The sequence below is a fragment of the Wolbachia endosymbiont of Phyllotreta cruciferae genome (assembly GCF_918697765.1).
Classification (GTDB): domain Bacteria; phylum Pseudomonadota; class Alphaproteobacteria; order Rickettsiales; family Anaplasmataceae; genus Wolbachia; species Wolbachia pipientis.
Genome location: NZ_OU953855.1, coordinates 1,428,125 through 1,452,646 on the forward strand (window position 1 = coordinate 1,428,125; position 24,522 = coordinate 1,452,646).

At 33.7% G+C, this 24,522-nt stretch carries 11 protein-coding genes, 1 tRNA gene and 2 pseudogenes; 8 read left to right on the forward strand and 6 right to left on the reverse strand.

Annotated elements, in window-relative coordinates; genetic code table 11:
• Positions 1-6: 6 nt before the first annotated feature.
• The 3 genes from pyrH to rpsB are packed head-to-tail and all read right to left on the reverse strand — an operon-like array spanning position 7 to position 2,450.
• The gene (pyrH, locus tag NL281_RS06660) at positions 7-750 is read right to left on the reverse strand and encodes a UMP kinase (protein ID WP_370273938.1); all 744 of its coding nucleotides are present in this window, start codon (positions 748-750) and stop codon (positions 7-9) included.
• 10 nt (positions 751-760) lie between these two features.
• Positions 761-1,615, reverse strand: a complete 855-nt coding sequence (gene tsf / locus NL281_RS06665) for a translation elongation factor Ts (RefSeq protein WP_370273939.1) — start codon at positions 1,613-1,615, stop codon at positions 761-763.
• Positions 1,602-2,450: a 30S ribosomal protein S2 gene (rpsB, locus tag NL281_RS06670; protein WP_253303207.1), complete on the reverse strand. Its 849-nt coding sequence runs from the start codon at positions 2,448-2,450 to the stop codon at positions 1,602-1,604. Before rpsB ends, tsf begins: the two co-directional genes overlap by 14 nt.
• Before the next feature lie 191 nt (positions 2,451-2,641).
• Between rpsB and NL281_RS06675 the strand changes: the two genes are divergently transcribed.
• The 5 genes and pseudogenes from NL281_RS06675 (at position 2,642) to NL281_RS06695 (ending at position 6,728) form a co-directional block, all read left to right on the forward strand.
• Positions 2,642-2,718 (forward strand) — tRNA-Asp (locus tag NL281_RS06675).
• Between the two features lie 137 nt (positions 2,719-2,855).
• Positions 2,856-3,227 (forward strand): preprotein translocase subunit YajC, encoded by a 372-nt coding sequence (yajC, locus tag NL281_RS06680; RefSeq protein WP_155968557.1) that lies wholly within the window; start codon positions 2,856-2,858, stop codon positions 3,225-3,227.
• Positions 3,228-3,307: 80 nt separating this feature from the next.
• On the forward strand, positions 3,308-5,128 hold the full coding sequence (glmS, locus tag NL281_RS06685; RefSeq protein WP_213862894.1) for a glutamine--fructose-6-phosphate transaminase (isomerizing): 1,821 nt from the start codon (positions 3,308-3,310) through the stop codon (positions 5,126-5,128).
• Positions 5,129-5,441: 313 nt separating this feature from the next.
• Positions 5,442-5,990: pseudogene (locus tag NL281_RS06690) on the forward strand (Rpn family recombination-promoting nuclease/putative transposase); the annotation flags it as partial.
• Positions 5,991-6,416: 426 nt separating this feature from the next.
• Positions 6,417-6,728 (forward strand): reverse transcriptase N-terminal domain-containing protein, encoded by a 312-nt coding sequence (locus NL281_RS06695; protein WP_253303208.1) that lies wholly within the window; start codon positions 6,417-6,419, stop codon positions 6,726-6,728.
• A 12-nt stretch (positions 6,729-6,740) separates the two neighbouring features.
• Here the strand turns inward: NL281_RS06695 and NL281_RS06700 are convergent, their stop codons facing one another.
• On the reverse strand, positions 6,741-7,910 hold the full coding sequence (locus NL281_RS06700) for an IS4 family transposase (protein ID WP_253302993.1): 1,170 nt from the start codon (positions 7,908-7,910) through the stop codon (positions 6,741-6,743).
• A 51-nt stretch (positions 7,911-7,961) separates the two neighbouring features.
• Here NL281_RS06700 and ltrA point away from each other — a divergent pair, with 51 nt between their 5' ends.
• Both ltrA and NL281_RS06710 read left to right on the forward strand, forming a co-directional pair.
• Positions 7,962-9,455 carry a group II intron reverse transcriptase/maturase gene (gene ltrA, locus NL281_RS06705; RefSeq protein WP_253303209.1) on the forward strand — a complete coding sequence of 498 codons (1,494 nt, stop codon included), beginning with the start codon at positions 7,962-7,964 and terminating at the stop codon, positions 9,453-9,455.
• Between the two features lie 95 nt (positions 9,456-9,550).
• Positions 9,551-9,871, forward strand: a pseudogene (locus NL281_RS06710) (Rpn family recombination-promoting nuclease/putative transposase); the annotation flags it as partial.
• Between the two features lie 336 nt (positions 9,872-10,207).
• Here NL281_RS06710 and NL281_RS06715 read toward each other — a convergent pair.
• Complete coding sequence (locus tag NL281_RS06715; RefSeq protein WP_253303211.1) at positions 10,208-21,418, reverse strand: ankyrin repeat domain-containing protein; 11,211 nt, start codon at positions 21,416-21,418, stop codon at positions 10,208-10,210.
• A 30-nt stretch (positions 21,419-21,448) separates the two neighbouring features.
• Entirely contained in the window at positions 21,449-22,744 is a 1,296-nt protein-coding gene (locus NL281_RS06720; RefSeq protein WP_253303212.1) for a hypothetical protein, read from the reverse strand.
• Between the two features lie 733 nt (positions 22,745-23,477).
• Between NL281_RS06720 and NL281_RS06725 the strand changes: the two genes are divergently transcribed.
• Positions 23,478-24,347 (forward strand): ankyrin repeat domain-containing protein, encoded by an 870-nt coding sequence (locus NL281_RS06725; RefSeq protein WP_253303213.1) that lies wholly within the window; start codon positions 23,478-23,480, stop codon positions 24,345-24,347.
• Positions 24,348-24,522 lie beyond the last annotated feature (175 nt).

The following is a 24,522-nucleotide window of genomic DNA, read 5'->3' on the forward strand; positions in this document are numbered from 1 at the left end:
AATTACCTAATGTTTACAATCTGAAACTATAGTATAAGTACCTTGACCCTTAATAATATTGACTATTTTTTCTCCCTTCAAAGAAAAAACTATAATTGGAATAGAATTCTCACGAGCAAGTGAAATTGCTGATGCATCCATAACTTTTAAATCACGAGTCAATAAATCCGTGTAAGAAAGCCTATCATACATTACAGCATCCTCATTTTTTTTCGGATCAGCGGAGTATACACCATTTACTTGCGTACCCTTTAGAATAACATCACAATTCATTTCAACAGCACGTAAGGCTGCAGCTGTATCTGTAGTAAAAAATGGGTTGCCTGTGCCTGCTGCAAAAATTACCACTCTACCTTTTTCTAAATGACGAATAGCTTTCCTTCTTATGTAAGGTTCACATACAGTGGCCATGGGTATTGCAGATAATACCCTAGAAGCTATTAAATTTTTTTCTAAAAAGTTTTGTAAAATTAAAGCATTGATTATAGTTGCAAGCATTCCAATATAATCACTACTTGCTCTTTCACAGCCACTTAAAGACGCAGATGTGCCACGAAAGATATTACCACCACCAACAACAATACATACCTGAACTCCAAGCCTGTTAATATCAGCTATATCTTTGCACAATTGGCTTATTATTCCCATATCATAGCCAAAAGACTGTGACCCCATTAAAGCTTCACCAGAAATTTTAAATAACACTTTGGAATATTTTATTTCGCTTTTTTCATTTATTGAGGGAAACATTTTTTACCATTTAGTTTGCACCACCCAAAACAAGTAACTTGTAATTAGATAATTTAATAGCACTCATCTCGCTTGACTTTATAAAATCAGAAACCTTCATTTTATCATCCTTTATGAACTTTTGTTCTAGTAAAACAACTTCTTCATAGTACTTAGCCATTCGTCCATCTACTATTTTTTTTGCTACTTCTTCAGGTTTATTTAAGCCCCTCACTTGCTCTTCAATTATAGAACGTTCATTTTTCAACTTCATTTGATCTAAATCATCTATAGACAAAGCTTCAGGCTTCATAGCAACTACATGCATAGCTATTTGTTTCCCAATCTCTTGTAGCTTCGCCTTATCACCAGATGATTGCAATGCAATTAAAGCACCAATCTTACCTAAGCCACACACATCACCATGTACGTAGCCAGCTATAACTCCATCCTTAGCTTCTAAGTAACAAAGCTTGCTTAACTCTAGCTTCTCACCAAGAACTGATGTACCATTCATAATAGCTTCCTGCACTGTGCCAATGCTTTCATACTTGGCATTTTTTAACTCATCAACGCTAGTACAGCGTTCTTGATGAGCAATTGATGCTAAATTTGAAACTAACTCTATAAATTTCTCATTCCTTGCAACAAAATCGGTTTCGCAATTGAGTTCAATCAATACACCACAATTTTCAGTCAAACACATAGCAACGAGCCCATCTGAAGCTACTCTATCAGATTTTTTGTCAGCTTTAGCAAGACCTATTGTACGTAACTTATCAACGGCTTTCTTGATGTCACCATCACATTCTTCCAATGCTTTTTTACAGTCACTTAAGCCAAGCCCTGTTCTATCACGTAATTCTCTTATATCATCTGGATTCATCTTTATTTGTTACTACCTCCCTTTCTTCTTCTTTGTAAACTTTACTACGTCTCCTTTTAGTTTGCACAATACCATCTTCTTTTTCTTGAATAAACTCATCACCCCTTATATCATCAATCTTAACTCCAGATTTTGCTAGACTAGACTCTATTCCAGCTAATATAGAGTCGGTAACTAATTTACAATAGAGCTCTATTGATTTTCTTGAGTCATCATTTCCAGGTATTAGATAAGTAATACCATCTGGATCAGAATTAGTATCAAGTATTGCAACTATTGGAATTCCTAACTTCTTAGCCTCCTTAACCGCTATATGCTCTTTATTAGTATCAATAATGAATAAGATATCAGGAATTGCTCCCATTTCTCTAATACCGCCAAGCGCCTTATCAAGCTTTTGCTTTTTCTTTTCAATGTTTCCCAATTCTTTCTTTGTTAAAATGCTATCCTCGTCATTTAATATTTTCTCATATTGCATCAAGGTTTTTATCGAAGAAGAAACAGTGCCCCAATTAGTAAGCATACCACCAAGCCAACGATGATTCACATAATATTGACCACAACGAATCGCTTCACTTGCAATAATATCAAAAGCTTGAAACTTTGTACCAACAAATAGAATGCGACCACCTTGAAATGCAACGTCATATAAAGCCTTCATGGCCACCTGTAGCAATGGTAGTGTTTTTCGCAAATCAATTATATGTATACGATTTTCTTGATGCACTCCATATATGTATGGAGCCATTTTTGCGTTCCAGCGACTAATTTTGTGACCAAAATGTACACCAGATTCAGCTAAATCACGCACAGTGACTTTAGGCAAATTTGTCATATATCATTCCTCCAAATAGTTTATCTTCCATGGCATAACCCTAATGGGACTACTTGTACAAGCCATGTGTGAAATTAAATTATTTACATAGTAATAGAAAAGACAGCAAAGCGCAAACAAAAAATATTGACAAAGGGCAACATGTTTATTAGCTTTAAAGTTGAAGCCCGAAAACGCTAAAAAGAAATTAGGGGGGTGTAGCTCAGTTGGTTAGAGCGCATGCCTGTCACGCATGAGGTCGTGAGTTCAAGTCTCATCACTCCCGCCATATTAGTTTTAGCATAACTTAGAATTCGCAGTATTATTGCCGGTATTGAGAAACGCCTTCACCAAACTTGACATGGCATGGTATTGTAATTAATACTTAAATAGGTTTGTTTTTATCATTAACAATTAGGATTAAATATGCTCATTTCTGAAGTTTTTGCAGCAGATGCAACTAGCAATACATCAAGTATCGGCGCATCTTTTGCTAGTTTTACTCCATTGATTTTAATATTTGTGGTATTTTATTTTCTCATTATTCGCCCGCAACAAAAAAAACTAAAAGAACATAGAAAGATGATAGATCAAATAAAACGTGGTGATACAGTCATTACTTCTGGTGGAATAATAGGTGAAGTTAACAAAGTTGATGGAGCAAATGCACAATTTATAATAGAAATAGCACCAAAAGTCGAGATAAAAGTCCTAAAGTCCGCTATATCTGAGGTTTTAAGCAAAGAAACTCAAAAAGTAGCAGCTAAACCAATTAAAAAGGTAAAATCGAAAGAATGATAAAAAGAATATAAATCAACCAGTAATAAAGGCAAAAATGCTTAACATGTTTAGAAAAAAGTTTGTTTGGTGATCCATTTGTGTGCGGAATATTTGGTGTAGTAAGTAGCGGTGATTCAGTAATACCAACCTTACTAACTGGGTTACAAAAATTGGAATATAGGGGATATGATTCCTCAGGTATAGCAATCATAAATAACGAAGGTAAGATAGAAGTCAAAAAATCAGAAGGTAAAGTCGAAAGGTTATGTGAAGTTGTTGATGACAGCAAGATGTCTCACAGTACAGTTGGTATAGCACATACTCGCTGGGCTACACATGGAGTCCCAGGCCTTAAAAATGCTCACCCCATTCGTACAAATAACGTTGTTGTTGCTCATAACGGCATAATTGAGAATTACAATCTACTAAAAAAGGGCCTAGAAGAAAGGGGCATGTCATTCCATACTGACACTGACACAGAGATCATACCAAACATGCTAACCTTATATCTTGATGAAGGATTGTCGCCAGTTGATTCTCTATTTAAGTGTTTAAACAACCTACACGGCTCATTTGCCTTGGTCTTATTATTTGCAGAATATCCAGACGCCTTATTTGTTGCGAAGAGAAATTTGCCTTTAGCAATAGGCTATAACTGTAACACAGTGTTTGCTGCATCTGACTCTAATGCTTTAAGTGCATTTGTGGAAAAAATATCGCATTTGGAAGATGATGACATTGCAGTGATAAAATCTAGTGGAGTTAGTATATACAACAATGGTACACAAGTTAAACGCAGTATAGAAAATAGTAGTCCAAGTGATTTTCTAATTAGCAAAAATGGTTACCCTAGCTTCATGTTAAAAGAGATTTTTGAGCAACCGCGTGCATTAAACAAAACAATAAATCAATTTTACAAGCAATATAAAGAGGTAATATTTGCTAACAAAAAATTGTTTTCTGAGCTGAGTTACATTACTATAGTTGGATGCGGGTCATCTTATTTTGCTGGGCTAATAGCAAAGTATTGGCTGGAAAATGTCGCTCAAGTTCGAGTATATCTAGAAATCTCATCAGAATTTAGGTATAGCAACGTCAAGCTGGAAGAAGGCAGCATTGGGTTATTTATCTCTCAATCTGGCGAAACTGCAGATACCATAGAAGCGCTGCGTTATGCGAAATCACAGAAGCAAACAATCATAAGTATAACTAATACATTTAGCAGCAGCATTGAAAAGATCTCAAATATTGTGTTACATACTCTTGCTGGGCCAGAAATTGGTGTTGCTTCAACAAAAACCTTTTCTGCGCAACTTGCAACTTTAGCATGCTTTGCCGTGGAGCTTGGAAAAATAAAAGGTATACTGGGTGGAGAGAGAATAAAACAGCTAAGCAGTGCTATCAATTCTATTCCCGAGTATGTTGAGCACGTTTTGAATGTGATGAAAATACAACATATATCGGGCAGTATATTAGAACACAATAACGTTATTTTAATCGGCAGAGGAAGTTCATACGGAGTTGCAATGGAAGGCGCATTGAAAATAAAAGAGCTTTCATATATCAATACAACTGGTATTGCAGCGGGAGAAATGAAGCATGGTTCTATTGCTTTAATAGACTCTACTGTGCTTGTTATAGCAATTATCCCTTATGATGATTTATTCTTTAAAACGCTATCTAATATACAAGAGATTATTGCAAGAAAAGGCAAAGTAATTGCCTTCAGTGATAAACAAGGAGCGCCATTCCTAAGGGGAGTTTGCGCAGATGTGGTGCAACTTCCAGACACTGATAATTTTATCTCTCCAATCATCTACAGTGTTGCTATGCAATTCCTTGCTTACTTTACTGCAGCAAAAAAAGGGTTAGATGCAGATTGTCCAAGAAATTTAGCTAAGTCTGTCACGGTTGAGTAGTACATTTAAAGTTAAAGCTAAACTTCTAATTAAGGTAACCAGACTGCATTCTGTGATTTTTAGCAAAACACGATACACAATCGTCATTCCGCTACTAGTTAGCGGAATCTATGCCGAGATACCGCGAATGAATCGCGGTATGACGGTTCGCGGTGGTATGACGGTTAAGTAATTCGTCATCCCGCTGCTTGTTAGCGGGATCTAGAGATACCGCGGCGGTATGACGGTTCGCGGCGGCATAGCTATAGCTATCTTCAAAAATATGGTTGAATAATTGTGTGTATAATTATTAATATTTTTAAGCACTTTGGCTATGGCTTTATCTAAGTTTCTCGACCCTAAGCTGGATTTAACCTTCAAAAAAATATTTGGCACTGAAAAAAATAAGAATATTCTCATACATTTTTTGAATGATATTTTAGGGTTTACTGAGATAAATACTATACAAGAAGTGGAATTCCTCAGTACTATAATGGATCCTGAAATTGCATCTGATAAACAAAGTATAGTTGATGTTCTTTGCAGGGATTCTAGTGGGGCCAGGTATGTGATTGAAATGCAGCTTACTCGCGATAAAGGCTTCGAAAAACGAGCTCAATTATATGCTGCTAAGGCTTACTCAAGGCAAGCTGATAAATCTGGTAAGTACATTGATTTAAAGAAGGTTTTCTTTATTGCTATCTCTAATTGTAATTTATTTCCTGATAAGCTTGATTATATATCCAGCCACACTATAAGAGATGAGAAAACCAATGAGCATGACTTAAAAGATTTTCAATTTATCTTCATAGAGCTGCCAAAATTTCCTAAGAGTAGAGAAGAACAACTAGAAAGTGTAGTAGACCGTTGGCTATTTTTTTTCAGTGCGACCTGGAAGGTCATGGTTTTGTGGTGGTTAAATTCCATCTTCCCAGACATCAGGGATAATGTATATCTCACATTTCAAAGAGTGGCAACCTCTGGGATGCAAGCATGAGATAAAAGCAGGTAACACTAAATCTCGTGGTGAATCCCTGCAAACAGAGTTAGATATGATTACGAGAGAAACCTATGTTTGAATTGTCGTCAAAGCATAATATGCGAAAAGAGATTGAACTACGCATAGACCAAAATGGTACGAAGCAAAAAGGGAACTAAAGATTGAAGACTTTAGTTATTGATGTTCCAAGCTTCCGGCAAATAGTAGGAATCTAAGTTTAACGTGAAACGAAGCCATGGAACAGAGTAACCACATAGAAGCTCTTATATTCATTAAAATATAAGTAAGTAGCCAGCCACAAGCTACTATGTGGAAGGATTGTTTAAGAAGCTAATGCCCAAAGTAATATCTGGGATATGCAGACGTAAACACTTTAATTTGGAAGGTAAAGTGGTGAATAGTAGTGAATATGTTATGGACCAGCAAAAAGTTAGGTATGAATGGAATGGAATTCCTTGGCGCAAGCTAAAGAAATCTTCATTTAAGCTACAAAAACGAATTTACCAAGCTTCTAAATGTAATGATATCAAAAAGATGCATAATCTTCAGAGATTATTACTCAAATCAACAAGTGCAAAAACACTCGCTGTTAAGAAAGTAACACAGGACAATAGGGCATAAGTGTTGAAAGTATCAAAAATAACGTGATATGAGATGATCAACGGCATGTAAATTACCTCCCGACAGTAAAACAATCGAACGTATAAAAGAGTCATTTAGATCCAATGTGAATTGCAGTAATGCTATTTTGAACCCATGTAGATTATTTTTGATTTTATAAACAAGAAATAACAAAGCCGTAATAATAATCATGTAAATATACACCTTCATGCCATTCATAGTATGGCTTAAAAAGTGCTTATATCCAAGATTTTGCTTTATAAATTTAAAGAACACTTCTATATCCCATCTGCGCCTATATAGCTCTGTTACTTCATAAGCTGGCATTTCAAACAAGTTTGTCAAAAACCATATTTCATCTCCAATTTTATTTCTGATTTTTATTAGCCGTAGATCATGCTTTTCTGCCACTTTACCTCGTGCACGATAAAGATTAACTATTATATCTTCTAAAATCTCTGATCCATCCGATTTTTGTTCTCTTATAACTTTGTTCCTGCTTATAACATCATGTTTTCTTCCTACTTTAACTCTTGTGATAAATTTGTACTCCTTTTCATCAAATTCGGCAAAAGTTCCAACTTTTCTGATTCCTCTATCAAATAATAAAATATCCTCTTTTTCAACTTTAGCTTCATTAATTGCTCTCACTAATGCTATATCTTCACTACTTTCTTCTTGTCCTTTACAAAATCTTATACTTGTCGGCAATTGATCCTTTAATCCTACACTCACTTTAACTTGACTGTCGTTACTTTTACCGCCTATTTTTAGCCCATCTTTTATGAGATATCCCGATAAATTTATGATCGTCGAATCAAACTTATGTAAGTTATTTAATGTTTTTTGGGGTAATAGCTTTTTAATCTTGCTCATCAAATCAATATATACTCCCTTAAAATATTCTGGATTTATAACTTTTAACCTTTTTGACAAACCACTGTATGTTACTGTACTTTTATCGCTATTCTTATCCATTATACACCTGTTTATTACCATTTCTAGCGCTCTTAGGCTTGTTTTTTGCCCCATTAATATTAACTTCATTAGACCTTTAAATATAATCTTGCCCAACAATTTAGTATTACATTTATCTACTTCACTTAATTTTCCTAGCCTTTCTAAATCCTCATCTTTTATTAAATTTAGTACTCTTTCTATTTGATCCATTATTGCCTCCATTTTCTTGCAATAATAGTTCTTTATGTCTTTTTTGTGTTACTTTCAACACTTATGGACAATAGGGGGAAGAAGACTGCAGGTATTGATGGAAAAGCTAACCTTAATCAAAAAGAAAGATTACAACTATCATATTCTTTAGATATAAAAGAAAAAGCAAAGCCATCAAGACGTGTCTGGATTCCAAAATCTGGTAAGCCATCGGAGCATCGCCCACTTGGTATACCCACTATATCGTGTCGAGCAAAACAAACACTTGTAAAAATGGCTTTAGAACCAGAATGGGAGGCAAAACTTGAGCCAAACACTTATGGTTTTAGACCTGGTAGATCATGTCATGATGCAATTGAAGCCATATTTGATGTGCTAAAACAGAAAACAGCATATGTATTAGATGCTGATATTTCTGGATGCTTTGACAATATTAACCATAATAAATTGCTTGAAAAGCTCAATACCACACCAACATTAAAGAAAATCATAAAAGGATGGTTAGGAGCTGGTGTTATGGAAGATGGAAAGCTTCAATCCACAAAACGTGGTACAATTCAAGGAGGGACGATCTCACCGTTGCTAGCTTGTGTTGCATTACACGGATTAGAGCAACATGTCAAAAAAGCATTAACAAACGAACTCTTTCAATGCATGAAAAGAAAATATGGTAGGATATCGCATAGAAACGCGCAAAAGTCTATTAGTGTAATTTTCTACTGTGATGATTTTGTCATCATACATGAAAACGAAGAGATTATTCTTAAAGCAAAAATTTTAGTTGAAGAATGGTTAGAAACCATTGGACTAAAATTAAAGCCCTCTAAAACAAGAGTTTCTCATACATTAAGAACCATTGACGAAACAAAACCAGGATTTGATTTTCTTGGATTTTCAATAAGACAATATCCAATAAAAGAAAGTAAGAAAGGTTACAAGTTATTAATCAAACCAAGTCGTAATTCTATAAAACAGCATACACTAGCTATTAAACATAAACTCAGAGAAATGCGTGGAGCACCACAAGAACGTGTGATAAAGGATCTCAATCCAATAAACAGAGGATGGAGTCAATATTACTCCTCGGTAGTTTCATGTAAAATCTTTAGCTCATTGGATAATATTATGCATAGAAAACTCTGGAAGTGGGCAGTTTTTAGGCACCCAAACAAAGGGAGATGCTGGATAAAAAGAAAGTACTTTAAGAAGTATAATAACGAAAACTGGCGCTTTATGACAAGTAACAAGGTACGTCTTACTATACACAGCGATCATGTTATTAAACGACATATCAAAGTGCAAAAAACCAGATCCCCATATGATGGTGATTGGGTATATTGGGGTAAACGTCTGAGAAAAATACCAGATAAGCCACTAGGAGTAATAAAATTATTGAGGTTGCAACAAAGTAAATGCGATAATTGTAGACTATGGTTTAAAAGTGATGATACAATAGAAATACATCACAAAGACCGGAATAGACGAAACAATATGATCACAAACTTATCTTTGTTACATGGACATTGTCACGATGAATTACACAGGAGGTGTGCATGAAAAGCACCAAATTAGAGAGAAGCCGTATGAGGCGCAAAGTCTCACGTACGGTTTTGCAGTCGAGTGAGGAAGGGCGACCTTCTTCACTTAGACAACAATACGCAGAAGATACAACTGAAGAAGATTTGAAAAAGATAGCAGCAGAAGCTCCGATAATAAAGCTAGCATATGATGAATTAGACAGGTTCCGCTGGAATGAAAAGGATTTGATCGCATATGAAGAAAGAATATTGAGCGTGCAAAAAGAAAAAGCTATTCTTGCTCAAAAACTCGATGATGCTACTGAAAAAGGCAGACAAGAAGAAAAAATCGAAGTTGCCAAAAACTCACTCAAGGCCGGTGTATCTATTGATGTTATCGCTGAAATTACCGATCTCTCTCATGCTGAAATTTCACAACTCAAAGAAAAAACATAATATTCCTACTTATTCACTTTAACACTTATAAAAACCTTTTCTAAGTTAGACATGTCCCCTAATTAAGAATCTAGTGAACTGTCTAAAATGGCTATAAAGATTGCACATAGAATTATATAAATTACTATCATAACGTTACCCAAACTTCTATATCAAAGCTACATACTGTAAGTTCAATATGGAAAACACATTAACCACTTAGCATTTAATGTCTACTTCATCCATGTTAGTATTAGGACCATCAAACTTGGTCTGGTATCTCTAATTATTTTGGCTACCTTCACTTTAAATTTTCCACTACTTGGCATATTATAGCTCCACCTCTTATATTATAACCTACCTATTGATATTACCTCCAAGCTTGGTTACTCCTATCTCAGAAAGACAAGTTGATACTTCTGAATGGCTGTGAACTGAAGCATTACTTAAATAACTTTGAGGCTCTAAACTCATTTGCTTTGCACCATCAACTTCTAATCTACCATCTCTGTTGTGTAATATCTGCTCTATTGATTGATTTAGCAGACCCTTATTAAATTGAGCTATAAACTTGTCAAATTTCTTCGGACTTAATTTACCAGCTTCTTCACCAGGACATGCTTTTTCTACATACGATTTTAAAATCCCTGAAATTTCATTGAATTTACCACTCATGACTTTTCTAATAATCTCTTTCTGCATTCCCATATAATCAATATTTAACCGGTGCATTGATATGCCACTTTTTAATCCAGCTTGCTCTACTACTTTCTCAAATCCCTTTGTAATATTGAGTGTATATCCCTGTGCTTCTAGTGGAGATATAGACTGATCTACTGTAGAAATATACTTCTGACCTGTAACTTTTCTAATTAATAAATCAAGTAACATTATTGTACCATTAAAATCAACCTGTGATAGATAGTGATCTCCCATTTCTAGTATTATATTTCCGCTACTAGGTTTAAATTTAACAGGTGTTTGCCTTTCACGCATTTGTTTTATATTTGCATTTACATAATCGATGTTGTCTCGAAAGAAACCTCCATTTTCTTGTTTTTTATCTGTACCATCAGATGGTAGTGTGGTACTTGTTGAACTACTACTACTTACCGAAGCTTTGGCAAATTGCTCATCAACTTGTGGTATTGAACTTGCAGTATTTGATGCTTCCTCAGATAAAGCAGCTCTAAAACCACCTACAGAACCTTTTACCCACCCAAACAAACCATTTATCCATGAAGATGGTCTTGTGCCACTACTTGCTGCTATCTCAGGTTGATTACTTGAATCTATAAGCTTACTTGATAAGTGATTATGATGACGATTGTAATCTCCATGGTGATGACGGCGTTTGCGTTGTACAGGTTTTTCTCTTTCTTCCTTGATTTCCTCTAAATATTTTACAACATCATTATGTTCTTTCCAAGAAGCAAGATCCAACGGTGTTTTATCGTCCTTGTCTTTAATCTCAAAATCAGCACCTTTTTCTATAAGGTATTTTACTACATCTAAATGACCATTTCTAGCAGCATTATGTAAAGAAGTTCGACCAATGTTGTTTTTAGCGTCAATATTAGCATTATTTTCTATAAGATATTTTACAATGACAAAGCAACCTTCTAATGCAGCCAAGTGTAAAGGAGCCCATCCATTACCGTACTGCATATTAACATCAGCGCCTCGACTTACAAGATCTTTAACTTTATTAAGATTATTATCTTGTACTGCAGTCAACAATTGTTTATTTAAATCTAATTGTGTTTGTTGTAAATATCTTACAATATTATCATGTTTTCGGTCGATAGCGATATCCATAGGTGTTTTACTGCCATTATCTTTAGCATTAATATCAGCCCCTTGTTCTATTAAAAATTTTGTAACCTCTAAATTACCTTGTGATGCTGCATAATGTAGCGGTGTTTGACCACTTCCATCAGTATCATTAACACTCACTCCCTTGCTAAGAAGAAATTCTATAATATCCTTGTGATTATTTGCAGTAGCAATGTGTATAAGTTTTCTTCTAAAAACATCCACATTAATATCAGCCCCTTTATCTGTAAGATACTTTATCACATCTAAGTAACCTTTTAATACAGCCAGGTATAAAGGAGTCCATCCATTACCGTACTGCATATTAACATCAGCGCCTCGACTTACAAGATCTTTAACTTTATTAAGATTATTATCTTGTACTGCAGTCAACAATTGTTTATTTAAATCTAATTGTGTTTGTTGTAAATATTTTACAATATCATCATATTTTTGGTCGATAGCGATATCCATAGGTGTTTTACCTTCCTTATCTTTAACATTAATATTAGCCCTTTGTTCTATTAAAAACTTTGTAACCTTTAAATTACCTTGTGATACAACCAAGCGTAGTGGTGTATAACCATTATCATCTTTGGCATCAATATCAGCCCCTTTACCTGTAAGATACTTTATCACATCTAAGTAACCACTAGAAGAAGCCAAACGTAGTGGTGTATAACCATTATAATCTCTAGTATTAATATCAGCCCCTCTTTCTATTAAAAGCTCTACAGCCTCTAAATAACCTTGTGATGCAACCAAATGTAGTGGTGTATAACCATTATAATCCTTAGCATTAATATCAGCTCCTTGTTCTATTAAAAATTTTGCAACCTCTAAATAACCTTGTGATACAACCGAGTGTAGTGGTGTATAACCATTATCACCTCTAGTACTCATGCTAGCACCTCGACTTACAAGATCTTTAACTTTATTAAGATTATTATCTAGTAGCACTGCAATCAACAATTGTTTATTTAAATCTGATTGTGTTTGTTGTAAATATTTTACAATATCATCATGTTTTTGGCCAATAGCAATATCTATAGGTATTTTACCGTCCTTGTCTTTAGCATTAACATTAGCACCTTGACTAACAAATTCCCTAACTTTAGAGAGATCTCCATTTTCTGTAGCAGTTAACAATTTTCTATCTAATTGTGTTTGTTGTAAATATTTTACAATATTATCATGTTTTTTGTCGATAGCAATATCCATAGATGTTTTACCGTTCTTGTCTTTAGCATTAATGCTAGCCCCCTGACTTACAAGATCCTTAACTTCATTAAGATTACCATATTGCACTACAATTAGTAACTCTCTATCCAATTGCACTTGTTTTAAATACCTTTCTACATCATCGTGTTTTTGATCAGTAGCGGCATCTAGCAATGTTTTACCACCTTTGTCTTGAGTATAAACGTCAGCTCCCTTTTCTACAAGGTACTTTACTGCATCCAAGTGACCATTCCAAGAGGCATAGTATAGAGGAGTGCGACCATCTCTATCAGTATCATCAATGCTCATTCCTTTGCTGAGGAAAAATTCTATAATGTTTTTGTTATTGTTTTCAGCAGCAATGTGTATAGGTTTCCTGCCAAAAATGTTCTTAACGTTAATATTAGCACCCTTTTCTATTAAAAAGTTAGCAACTTCTAAGTAACCTCTCCATGCAGCAAAATGTAGCGGTGTCCAACCATCATTATTAGACTCATTAATATCAACGCCTTTTCCAATAAGGTACTTTAGTATATCCAAATTACCACTATAAGAAGCATCACATATAGAGGGACCACAACGATGATCTTTACCCTCTAAACTAACACCATTTTCAACAAGGTATTTAAATATACCAAAGTGACCTTTTAATACAGCATTGCGCAAAGGAGTGTTACCATCTCTGTCTTTAGTATTAACATCAGCTCCTCGATTGACAGAATCTTTTACTTTGCTCATATCTCCAACTTTTGCAGCATCTAGCAATTCCTGATCTAATTCTCCTTTAGCATTACTGACAATATCTCTAACTTTTCTTACATTAGATCCACAATCTTCAATCATCCACATCCCTTGTGAAACCTGACCTCCTGGAATCCAAGTAAGTACTCTCCGCCTATCATTGTCATATTTAGCATAACTAGCAGCATATAAATATTCATTAAGCTTAACATTCATTATAGAACAGTTATCACCATCAGGTTCAAGCTTCCACACATCTCGTGCAACTCCTCCTTCTGAAATCCAAGTAAATACCATTCGTCTATCATTATCATAATTAAAATAGTTACTAGCAGCATACAAAGTTTCATTAAATGCAACATTTACAATATAAAAGTTGTCACCATTAGGTTTAATCTCCCATCTAAACTTATCATTTTTTTCATTCTTTGGAGTCCAAGTAAATGCCATTCGTCTATCGTTATCATAATTGAAGCATTTGTTAGCAGCATATAAATATTCATCCTGATAAACGTTCTTTATACATACTTTTGAAGCAAATATTGCATTCCTTACTGATTTTGGTAATCTATTTTCTAGCTTTTCAAGGCTAGATCTTTTTTCTAAAGGAACATTAGGATAATTCTCCATTTCCATTGCTTCTTTAATGTAATAAGCTAACTTAAATATTGCACTATCATTTAGATCGCCACTCTTTTGCATTGCATCAAACACAGCTATGTAACCTGAAATCAGCTGATCAATATAACCATGACTGCGTACACAGCTTAATATTTTTTTCGTATCTATTCTTCCATATGCATCATCTACAACTTCTTTAATTATATTATCAAATAAGTTTTTATTAAAATTATAAATTCTATTAGTAAGTTCAGTGGTCGAAGCACTACAATTACTCGATATATTACCATCCAGCTTTCTCTTTGCTTTACTTTTTATTGAATATCTTAACTCTTCTATAAAAGACTTTGCCCACTTTTTTACATTAGGTGAAGCATCCACTTGATTTATAATTTTCTTCCTTACACTCTCAATCTTTCCCATCATCTTATCTGGGTCATTACTTTCAGACTCGATATCAACACTCTTATTAAGGAAGAATTTGACCATATCTAGGTTACCACTATAAGCGGCTAAACGCAGAGGTGTTCTACCATTATTATCTTCAGCAGTAATATTAGCACCTTTATCAACAAGAAGCTTAGCTATATTTAACTTACCTTCTTGAGCAGCCCAGTGTAAAGAATTACAACCATGAATATCTTTGTCTTTAACATTAACAGATCCTCTATTAAAAAGAAGCTTAACCACATCTAATCTACCTTCTTGAATAGCTACATATAAAGGTGTTAATTCGTGCTTATTTTCGGTATCAATATTTCCAATTCTTCTGATTAAGTCTTCAGCTTCACTGATGTTATTTTGTACTATAGCATTAAACATCTGATTTTTTAATACAACCACTTTTTCTTTATTAAGGTCCCCTATAATATCTTCTGAGTTACAAGTAGAAATTATACATTTCGAGTTAGAGAGTATTGTATCATTAAAAGCAAATATCATCTCTCTTGCTGGCTGGTAGGTATTCCAATTCTCTACTTTTATTAGAGTATTATTTTTATGTAATAGAACTAAGCTATCATTAATAACTTCTGCATCAAAACCTAATATAGATTTATCTCTGAAATCGACTAAACCAATATCATTATTATTAATTGGCTGATTATGGTAAATCTGTAATCCTTGTTCATCTGGTTTGTAATATCTGAAAAAATTAGGATTTGTTTCTATATGTTTAAGTTCTAGATTTGCACTATCGATTTTGTAAAATTTATTGTTTATCCGCAATATAATGTATTGATGTTCTGGACTTTTTAAGTAATCAATTAAACCAATAGATAAAGACCATCTGATGCCCTTACTATCTAATATTGTAATATTTTGTATTTCTAAACTGTCTTCCGTAAGATCAGAAATTGGTTTGTTATAGCATTCGTTTATATAATTCCTTTCACCTTCCCTTATATTTATACTATTAATATCCATTACATTTAATTCAGCAAAATCGATAATGTCATAAGGTATGCTTTGATGAAGCACCGTTCTATTTTTTATCTTTAAATTAAGTCTTATAGGAGATGAAAGGGGATCATACTCTAATGTATGATTATATTCTGGTAGTTTGATAATATACTGATATTGCCCTTTTCCCCCTTCTACTATGATGTCTTGATAGTGATTACATTCTATCATATAGCGATTATAATCATACTTTCCTCTATTGTCGTGGTATCTTTGGTAACTACTTGCAAAATCGGAATTATTATAACTGAAATCAACAATTATCTGATCTGAATATACACCACCAATTATCACTTTTTCTGCAGGTATTCCCATGTAATTTTTAGTGACTTCTATTTTAGATACTGGAATGTTTAAATTATTATTGTTAGCAATATCTTTTGTAATTTGGTATGCATTAGGTAACTCTAGATTTAAAATATTTGCTTGTATAAATGCTTTTAATTTTTTTTCACCATTTTGTACAACTTCTCCATCAATATCCTTTCCTAAACCATTTAACTCTTGATACCAGATATCCTTTACTATATCAGATAAAGACTTATCTTGTATTACTACAGATTCTGTTATTCCCTGATATTCTGCTTGAATTACTAAGTTTTTAAAATCATCTATTTTAGTGCTCGAAACAATACTTTCCATATCATCAGCCAAAAGATTTAAACTATAGCTACCTTTTCCTATATCTTCACTTATCTCTAACTGTGTAATATTAGCACCTTGAACATCTATTACATCAAAGTTTTCTTTTCCTGCATCACTTAAATCACTCACTATCTTAGCGTTATCACTATTATCATTAACAATAAATATTGTTTGTTTTAACCCTCTATAATGCACATTTTCTTTATTCACTACCCTAACTTCGTAATCTTTATCTGTACAGTTAAATAAGTTTTGCTGTACTTCCGCATTTTTTGCATTAATTAATCTTGTCCTACAGTGGGTAAGAATATTTTGTTTGCTATCAGAGTTTGACACATAGTTATACGTATTAACTAATTTTATATTATTACTACCATAATGTATTGCTCCTTCATGCAAATCTACTACAACATTATTAGCTTTAACATTCATTACTAGAGTATTTTCTTTTCCTGCTCCACCTTCGAGAGTACCAGAAGTATGGTCATTAATAATAAAAATAGTTTCATTGTTTTTAGAGCCAATATAACGTATATCACTGCCTTCTGGAATATGCATTACCGCCGGATAATTTGCTGCTGCTGTTAATGTCCTTGGCCCTGAAATATACAGTACCGCGTCTTTAGGGTATGTTCCCTTTTTTATAAGGGAAGAATCTTTCCTTTTTGGATTAGTAAAAATAAAAGGTTTACCTGAGAGAGTAAAGGTCTCTTGACAATTCCTATGGATTTTTCCAGTATTACACGAGCGGTGAATATCACCATCTTTATTTTCTTCATTAATTATTTTACCACATTGAGATTTTTGTATCGGTTTTCCTAATGGTGCATCTACAATTCTTAAACCAAGATTTTCGTGCTCATATTTTGTTAGATGAGGAATATGTTTTGCATCTGTATTAACAACATAAACCTTCTTTTTATCTATATCTTGATCACATTTAGGATTGTTTTTTATGTTACAGATAAACCTTTCCCAACCCTCACTCATAACCAAGGTATAAGGTCTCATTTCTAGAGCTTTGGATATATTGAGTAAAGATAAATCTTTCTCCGCATTAGAAGCTGTGTTAACATTACTAAAAGAGATGTTATTGTATTTTTCTTCTAACTCACACGTCTGAGGACAGAACCCCGTGAACGCTTGACCCGTTTGACATATACGACCTCCATCTCTAATTATCTCACTATATTTTTCTTCAATAGAGATTACATATTGTACAATTGCAGCTATATTATAATTTTCATCTAACAATTTAATAGCTACTTCTTTTACATGGTTTAAATAACCTTTTACTCTAATTATATCCCCATATTCCTTTTCTACATCTCTCCCTGTAAAAAACCTGACTACCTTTGCAAAAAAGACTTCTGCCTGCTCATTACCAGGTAACAGAGGTATTTGCTCTGCTATTGCTTTGGTATACTCTACTCTCTCATGAATTTCTATGCCAATTGTTATGAATATATCAGCAACCATAGTAACTGCTGCCACTTTACTTAAAACTTTGCTTGCAGCAGATAGTCCTCTTAAAATCTTAGTAGTAGCACTTACACCCTTCATTGTAGAACTAATTCCTATACTTATAGGTTTTATGCTCATGCTTGCTAATTTTACACCACTGCTAGCTGCCCAATAATAATTTAATGGATGATGATTACCTTTAGTTATTTCATCTACACTATATCCAAACTGATAAGCAATAGTTGCAAATGTAATACCCTGAACTACTGGATTACTAATAACCTTAATAAAAGCCTGACGTATAGGTTGTGGTATTTTACTGACCAATTTTCCTATTTTACTATTATGAGAAATACTTATACTCTCTCTAACATCATCCATAGCATCTAGTATGCCATTGATACCAAACACTTGCTTCAGAGCATCATTATCATGCCGTCCAAGTGTTGTTGCATCACTTATGCTATCAAACAAGTCATATATGGCCATGAGGGAGAAAAATTTTCCACTTTTAGCCCCTTTTATCTTTGCTGAATCAAACTTATTATGATCAAATTCAATTCCTCGCTGCTCAAGATTTTTTCTTACATCGTCAATATATTTTGCAAAAACTTTTTTGTTAATGTCACTAAAGTGATTTTCAAATTGGTTAAAAGTATTCTCTCTAACTCCTTTTTCCAATAAATTCCGTTTAATCTCACTTATAACATTATCATAATTTTGATTAGCTATTTCAATACTACCTACATCTTCAATGTATTTCTTATTTTCTAATAACTCCTTATCATTTGATAGTTGATGTAATCTATTAAAAATAGTATCTTTCTCTATATCTGTAGTAAAATCTTTAACGACACTATCAAGTTTTATTTTATAGCCCTCGATGCTTATATAATACTCAGTACCTTGCTCTTTAACTTCTTTTACTATAGTATACTCTTTATCGTTGCTTACTTTTAACTTTACTTCAAGATTTTCCTTATCTAATACATAATTTTTTATACTCTTAATATTTGTAGCGTTATCTATTATTAATTCTTTATCATTACCATTATTATCCTTGAACTTTATATTCACTTTACCACTATCAATACTCACTTGAGGAGAATCTATAGTTATAATTTTTGTGTCATAAGCTTCAATACCAAACAACTCTTTAATAAGTTTTTCCTTTTCTTTTTCTGTAATCTTTTCTTCATCACGTGAATCTATACAGACCATACCTGTACTGCGCTGTTTCCTTCCTTTAGAACATTGCTGCTGACTAAAACTAAAGATAGAGCTATGAACTACTTTAACAGAAGCAAACTCATCTTTACTCATTAAAATAAGAGAATCTGCATTATTAGCACCTTTATCAAACACAACGCCCATAAAGGCCACTTCAGTTCCATCTGTAAGTGTTTTATAAGTTACACCTTTTACATACTCTGTATTTATCTGATCATTTGCCTCCTTTACCAATGCATCAGCTGTCTTACCCTCCCTTGGTCCTTTAAGTTCTAACCCTACTGGATCGTATTCTTTAGCACTGCTAGCTTGACCTGCAAACTTAATACCATGAACGACCATATCAATACGTTTTCCCCTTCCAGTTTGAAACTCCGTTAATACTAAAGCTCTGTTTTCTTGTAACTCTCCTAACTTCATATCACTGTAGTGGCTAAATGCTCCATGAAACACAGCTTGAGTATGTGCTTCCCTTTCTATTAGAACTTTAAAAGGTAGTACTGCTTCACCTAATTTTCCAAATAACTCCTTGTACTTGCCTATTGATTGAGATCGATCTTGTGAAGAAGCAAGCTGAGACTCTAGTACTGCATCAAATTTTTCCTTTAACTCGGCAGGATAAGGAATGTTTTTCCATTCTCCATTAAAAGATTCTTTTCCCCCTTTATACTCATTCAAAGAATTATATCTATCAATCTTTTTTATATCAAAAAAATCTGATTTTCTTTCCTCTTGTAAACTTATACATACTTCTGTTATTTTACCAACTTTTGGTAGATTAATAGGTATCTTTTTCTCACTAAACTCTCCTTTTCCTCCTTCTCTAATATGAAAAATAAACACCTCTTTATCCTGTCCTTGATTTCCTTTAGTCAGCATAAATGTTGTCACAGGCCTTTCAGTTGATTGTGCACCCGATCTTGTAGAAGAAGCAAGTGGGTACTCATTATATAAAAATACGGATTTCTCTAAATCAATATCTACAAACTTATCAGCAAGAAGAAGTTGCCCTAATAGAAATCTACTGAAGTAATTACCTCCTTTCTCTGGTGTACCAGGAAATGTATGATAAATACGTTCTAGTGGCTGCTTTATTTTTTCTTTAACATTAGTGATCGTATCTTGTCTTCCATTCCAATCTGAAGCTTCCTTCAAGAGTGCTTGCATTGTAGGTGGAGCAATTTCTCTATCTTCACGAGGTGATATATGCATTGAAAACTTTTCACTCTCAATTGAATCCAAATTTAACCCTACACATAACACATTATCTGAAATGGTTAAAACACGCATTGTGTTTGGCTGAAAGCCCTTTGCATAACCTTTTGCTTGCTCCAAAGCATCATTTGGCGTAGTATCACGACCTGTTCCAGCTTTCAATTCAATAATAATTGGAACGGCATTTAATGATCTATCCTTACCACGAGGTACTAGAACAATATCAGCATAACCTCTTCCTGCAAACTGCTCGAGGTAAACTCTAAGATTATGTCTATAGCGAAAATTAACAAGAGCACCTGCTATAAACCCATGATGTGCTGCTTCTCGTGCTTGATCAGCGTAAACAAGTGAATCCCTATACCCAGAGTGAATTTCACTAACTTTTTTAAGAATATTTTGAACAGGTTCTTTCACTCTTTTTACATCAGGATTAGTCAGCTTCGCTATATCACTTTCTGGATTACTCCACAACCCTCCTTTTACCTCATGAAAACCTTTGCTAACAGCAGAATTAAGTACTCTCGTATCTATTACTTCAACATTAATACCCTCTTTGTTAATATTATTTCTGGAAATCTGTATTAACCTAAAGTCCATTTCTAATACAGAATCTATCGGACCTTTAAATGCATCTTTTATACCTTGAGCTTCAGCTTGTATACTTTTGCCTTTAGGTGGAGTAAGACACTTCTTCAATATCTCTACCAGATCACCTGAAGTAAACTTGCAGTTTTGATCATTGGAGTGATGCTCTGAAATAGAAATTAATTTTACATGCTTCTTAACGTCTGCATAAGATTGTATTTTGTCATTACTAATAACAGCTACTTTTAATGTACCTGAAGTATCAAATCTAAAATATATTTTTTTAATCTTCAGCTTTTTCGCAATTTCTGTATTTATCAAAGTAGAAAAACTTCCTAAAAAGAAATGAGGAAAAAATCCTTCTTTACCTACCGAATGTAAATACGAAGGAACCTGATCAACATAAGATTGAAACCTTGCTTTGAAAGATTCAAAACCACTTCTTTGTCGGGTTGAAGTACTTGGGCCAGGTTGACTAACTCCCCCTGTCTCTCGAATTAACAGCTCTATTAATTCAAAATCCTGTACTCCTTCATTATCAACTTCCCCTTGTTTTCTTTTAGGCATATAACCCCCCTTTTAGATATACAATATTTTTTAATGATCACCTAACCCCACATAAGATTGTTTACCAAGCTCTACCTCAGCTAAATCACCACTTGGACCGGATATGTTTTTTGGATTAAGTTCTTCATCAGCAAACTTACCATAGGCTAAAAACTTATTTAATGAGTTACTATCTCCCTTCCCTAATAATATAGAACGTATATGATCTTTTTTAGAGTCCATAAACTCTTTTATTTGCCTAGAATTAGCCTTATCTAACATTGCCCACACTGGCTCCATATAACCCTTCTCAATCAAAGGCACTAAAAACCTTCCTTGAAAGAAAGAATCATTCATCATTTCTTTGTCTAATATCAAAACACAATGATCATCAAAACCCCTCTTTTTCCACATGTGCATAAAAACATTTACACCTTTATCCAAATAACACTCCGGACAGTCTCTTGTCATGAAATTTACCCAGAGACGGTAATCATCTTCTTTAACATCACTTGGTTTTAAACAATCAAATAGTTCCTGAAATTTATCAAAACCAAGCATGTCGTTCATTACATTTAGAGATCCATAATAACCATTTTTCTTCAAATCTCTTTTCAAAAGCTCTGGATATTTATCAGGACTTATCTGACTTAAACAAAATTCAAACACATCGGGATAGCCACTATCACCTGCTGCATGCACTGCAATTTTCATAAAAACTTCATCTTTTTCCTGAGCACTTAACTCACTTTCAGGTAATGAATTAACCTTATCCCAAAAGAACTCTACCGCTTCTACACGTCTTCTCCTCGAACTTATTGCTGCACGGTGTAAACCAAAGACATAAGGATGCTGGCCTTTCAGATCTAGCTCTGAAATGTATCCACTAATGAAATGTGACCAAAATTGCATCATTGCATCTGTACACCAACTTCCACTTATTCTTTTTGCTAGCTTTTTTAATGCGTCTGGGCCACCATCTTTTACTTTATGCTTCTGTTTAAAATGTTCAAATAGAGAAATTATATCCTCTTCTAAGCAACACCAACACGCAATTTGGTAAAGATAAAAGTCCTCTAGCGGATTATTTGTACCCTTCCAACTCTGGGGTTCAATCATCTTTTTAGCCGCTATTCTTCTATTAAGTCTGATACCATGTATTGTGTCAGTTTTTTCCCAACATTCTTCATTTGATAATATATCAAGAAAAAAGGGAAGATTCCCGGTATTGATAGTCTCCAAATATCCCCGCCCCCAATTTTTTATTTGAAGTTGTTTAGATTCTTTATAAGGATCGTCATCCTTAATAATAGAGAAAGCTACCTTAGTCAGATCATCTAAGTCCATAATTCTTACCTCATAAACAAAAGTATACTAAGGATATAGAACTATAATAATTTATAAATTCCATACTAACTTTAACATCATACTCCACCTTCGTAACCTGTCAATCATTATTGTAGAAAAATTTTTTAGACTTAGAGTAACTTTTTGCAAAAGGCCCTTGGCAGGCTCAATACATGACATTTTATTTATTTTAAATTTTGTTTTTGTCATAATCTTGATTCCCCTACAAGCAAAATATATTATTAAGATCTCAAGTAATACAACCATTTCCAGCGTTCAAAATGAAGGGCGGTGAGAGCTTTTTGTTTTGGGATGGGTTGGTCTACCGCTTGTTCTGTGCGAACTTTTACTTATAATGATTTTACTATACCCTAAAACTAGCTATATTAGCCTATTTTTACCACATTTACATACGAACCAATTTGCTTAGCTTTGTTCCAACAACTTTACGTTTTTATTTTCACAGCAACGTTTTTATGTAAAAAGTTCTCACAAATATACGTACTTTTTTGTGTTTTTTGAAAAAGTAAACAATTAGGATTTTTGTGACGCTACAGAATCCAGTATTTTCTATAAATTATTATGTGGCTTGTTAACATCATATAAAGTAATTGACAGTTACTAAAATGTCAGCTAGTATATTTACATAATGATATAGAAATCAGTCATTGGTTATGTGCTGTCTGTTTTTCTAGTTATAGCATAATAAAATAAATAGTTCGAGGTGTGAATCATGGAATATGAGAAGTGGTCAGATGTATTCAGTACAATAAATGCTGATAACAATTTAAATGAGAGCAATGTAATTGGAAAAATAAAAGAGAAGTTAAAAGAGACGGATTTAGGCACATATGAAGAGTGGGAAGAGAGTTTCTTTTATATAGATCACCAATTCACTATGAAAGAAGTAAAATTTACATTGTTAAATCTGGCTGTTTTGCTAGGGCACGAAAAAATGGTAGATCTGTTGATTAGAGAAGGAGCAAACATTTATCAAGGAGAGGATGAAAAATGTAATCTTTTATATTCGGTTGCTTTTCTAGGGCACGAAAAAGTGGTAGATCTGTTGATTAGCAAAGGAGTAAACATTAATCGAAGAGAGCGTAATGGATGCACCACTTTGTATTGGGCTGCTTTTATAGGCAACGAAAAAATGGTAGATTTGTTGATTAGCAAAGGAGCAGACATTAATCTAAGAGATCATAACGGCTACACACCTTTGCATCTGGCTGTTATCCTAGGCAAAGAAGAAATGGTAAATCTGTTGATTAGCAAAGGAGCAGACATTGATCAAAAAGATTATAACGGCTACACACTTTTGCATCTGGCTATTAGTCTAGACAAAGAAGAAATAGTAGATTTATTGATTAGAAAAGGAGCAGACATTGATCAAAGAGGTCGTAACGGCCACACACCTTTGTATCTGGCTGTTCTTCAAGGCAGAGAAAAAATAGTAGATTTGTTGATTAGAAAAGGAGCAGACATTAATCAAGGAAGTCCTTTTAGTATATATACAAACACCACTAAGCTAATAGTAGATCACATGGCAAGACTAGAAGCTGTTGGGTTATATGCTTACTATTACCCACAAATAAAAACATAGTATTGTATTTACTCAAATAATTTAATTTTATTAACCTGAAAGCTTATTAGATTAAAATTATTAAACTAAGAGTTATAATTTTAGCAACTAAAAGCTGTAAATTGCACCATATAAACAGTTATTTCAAGCAAAAGTTATGCCATTAAGAGCTATGCAACAAACATTTATATTTGTG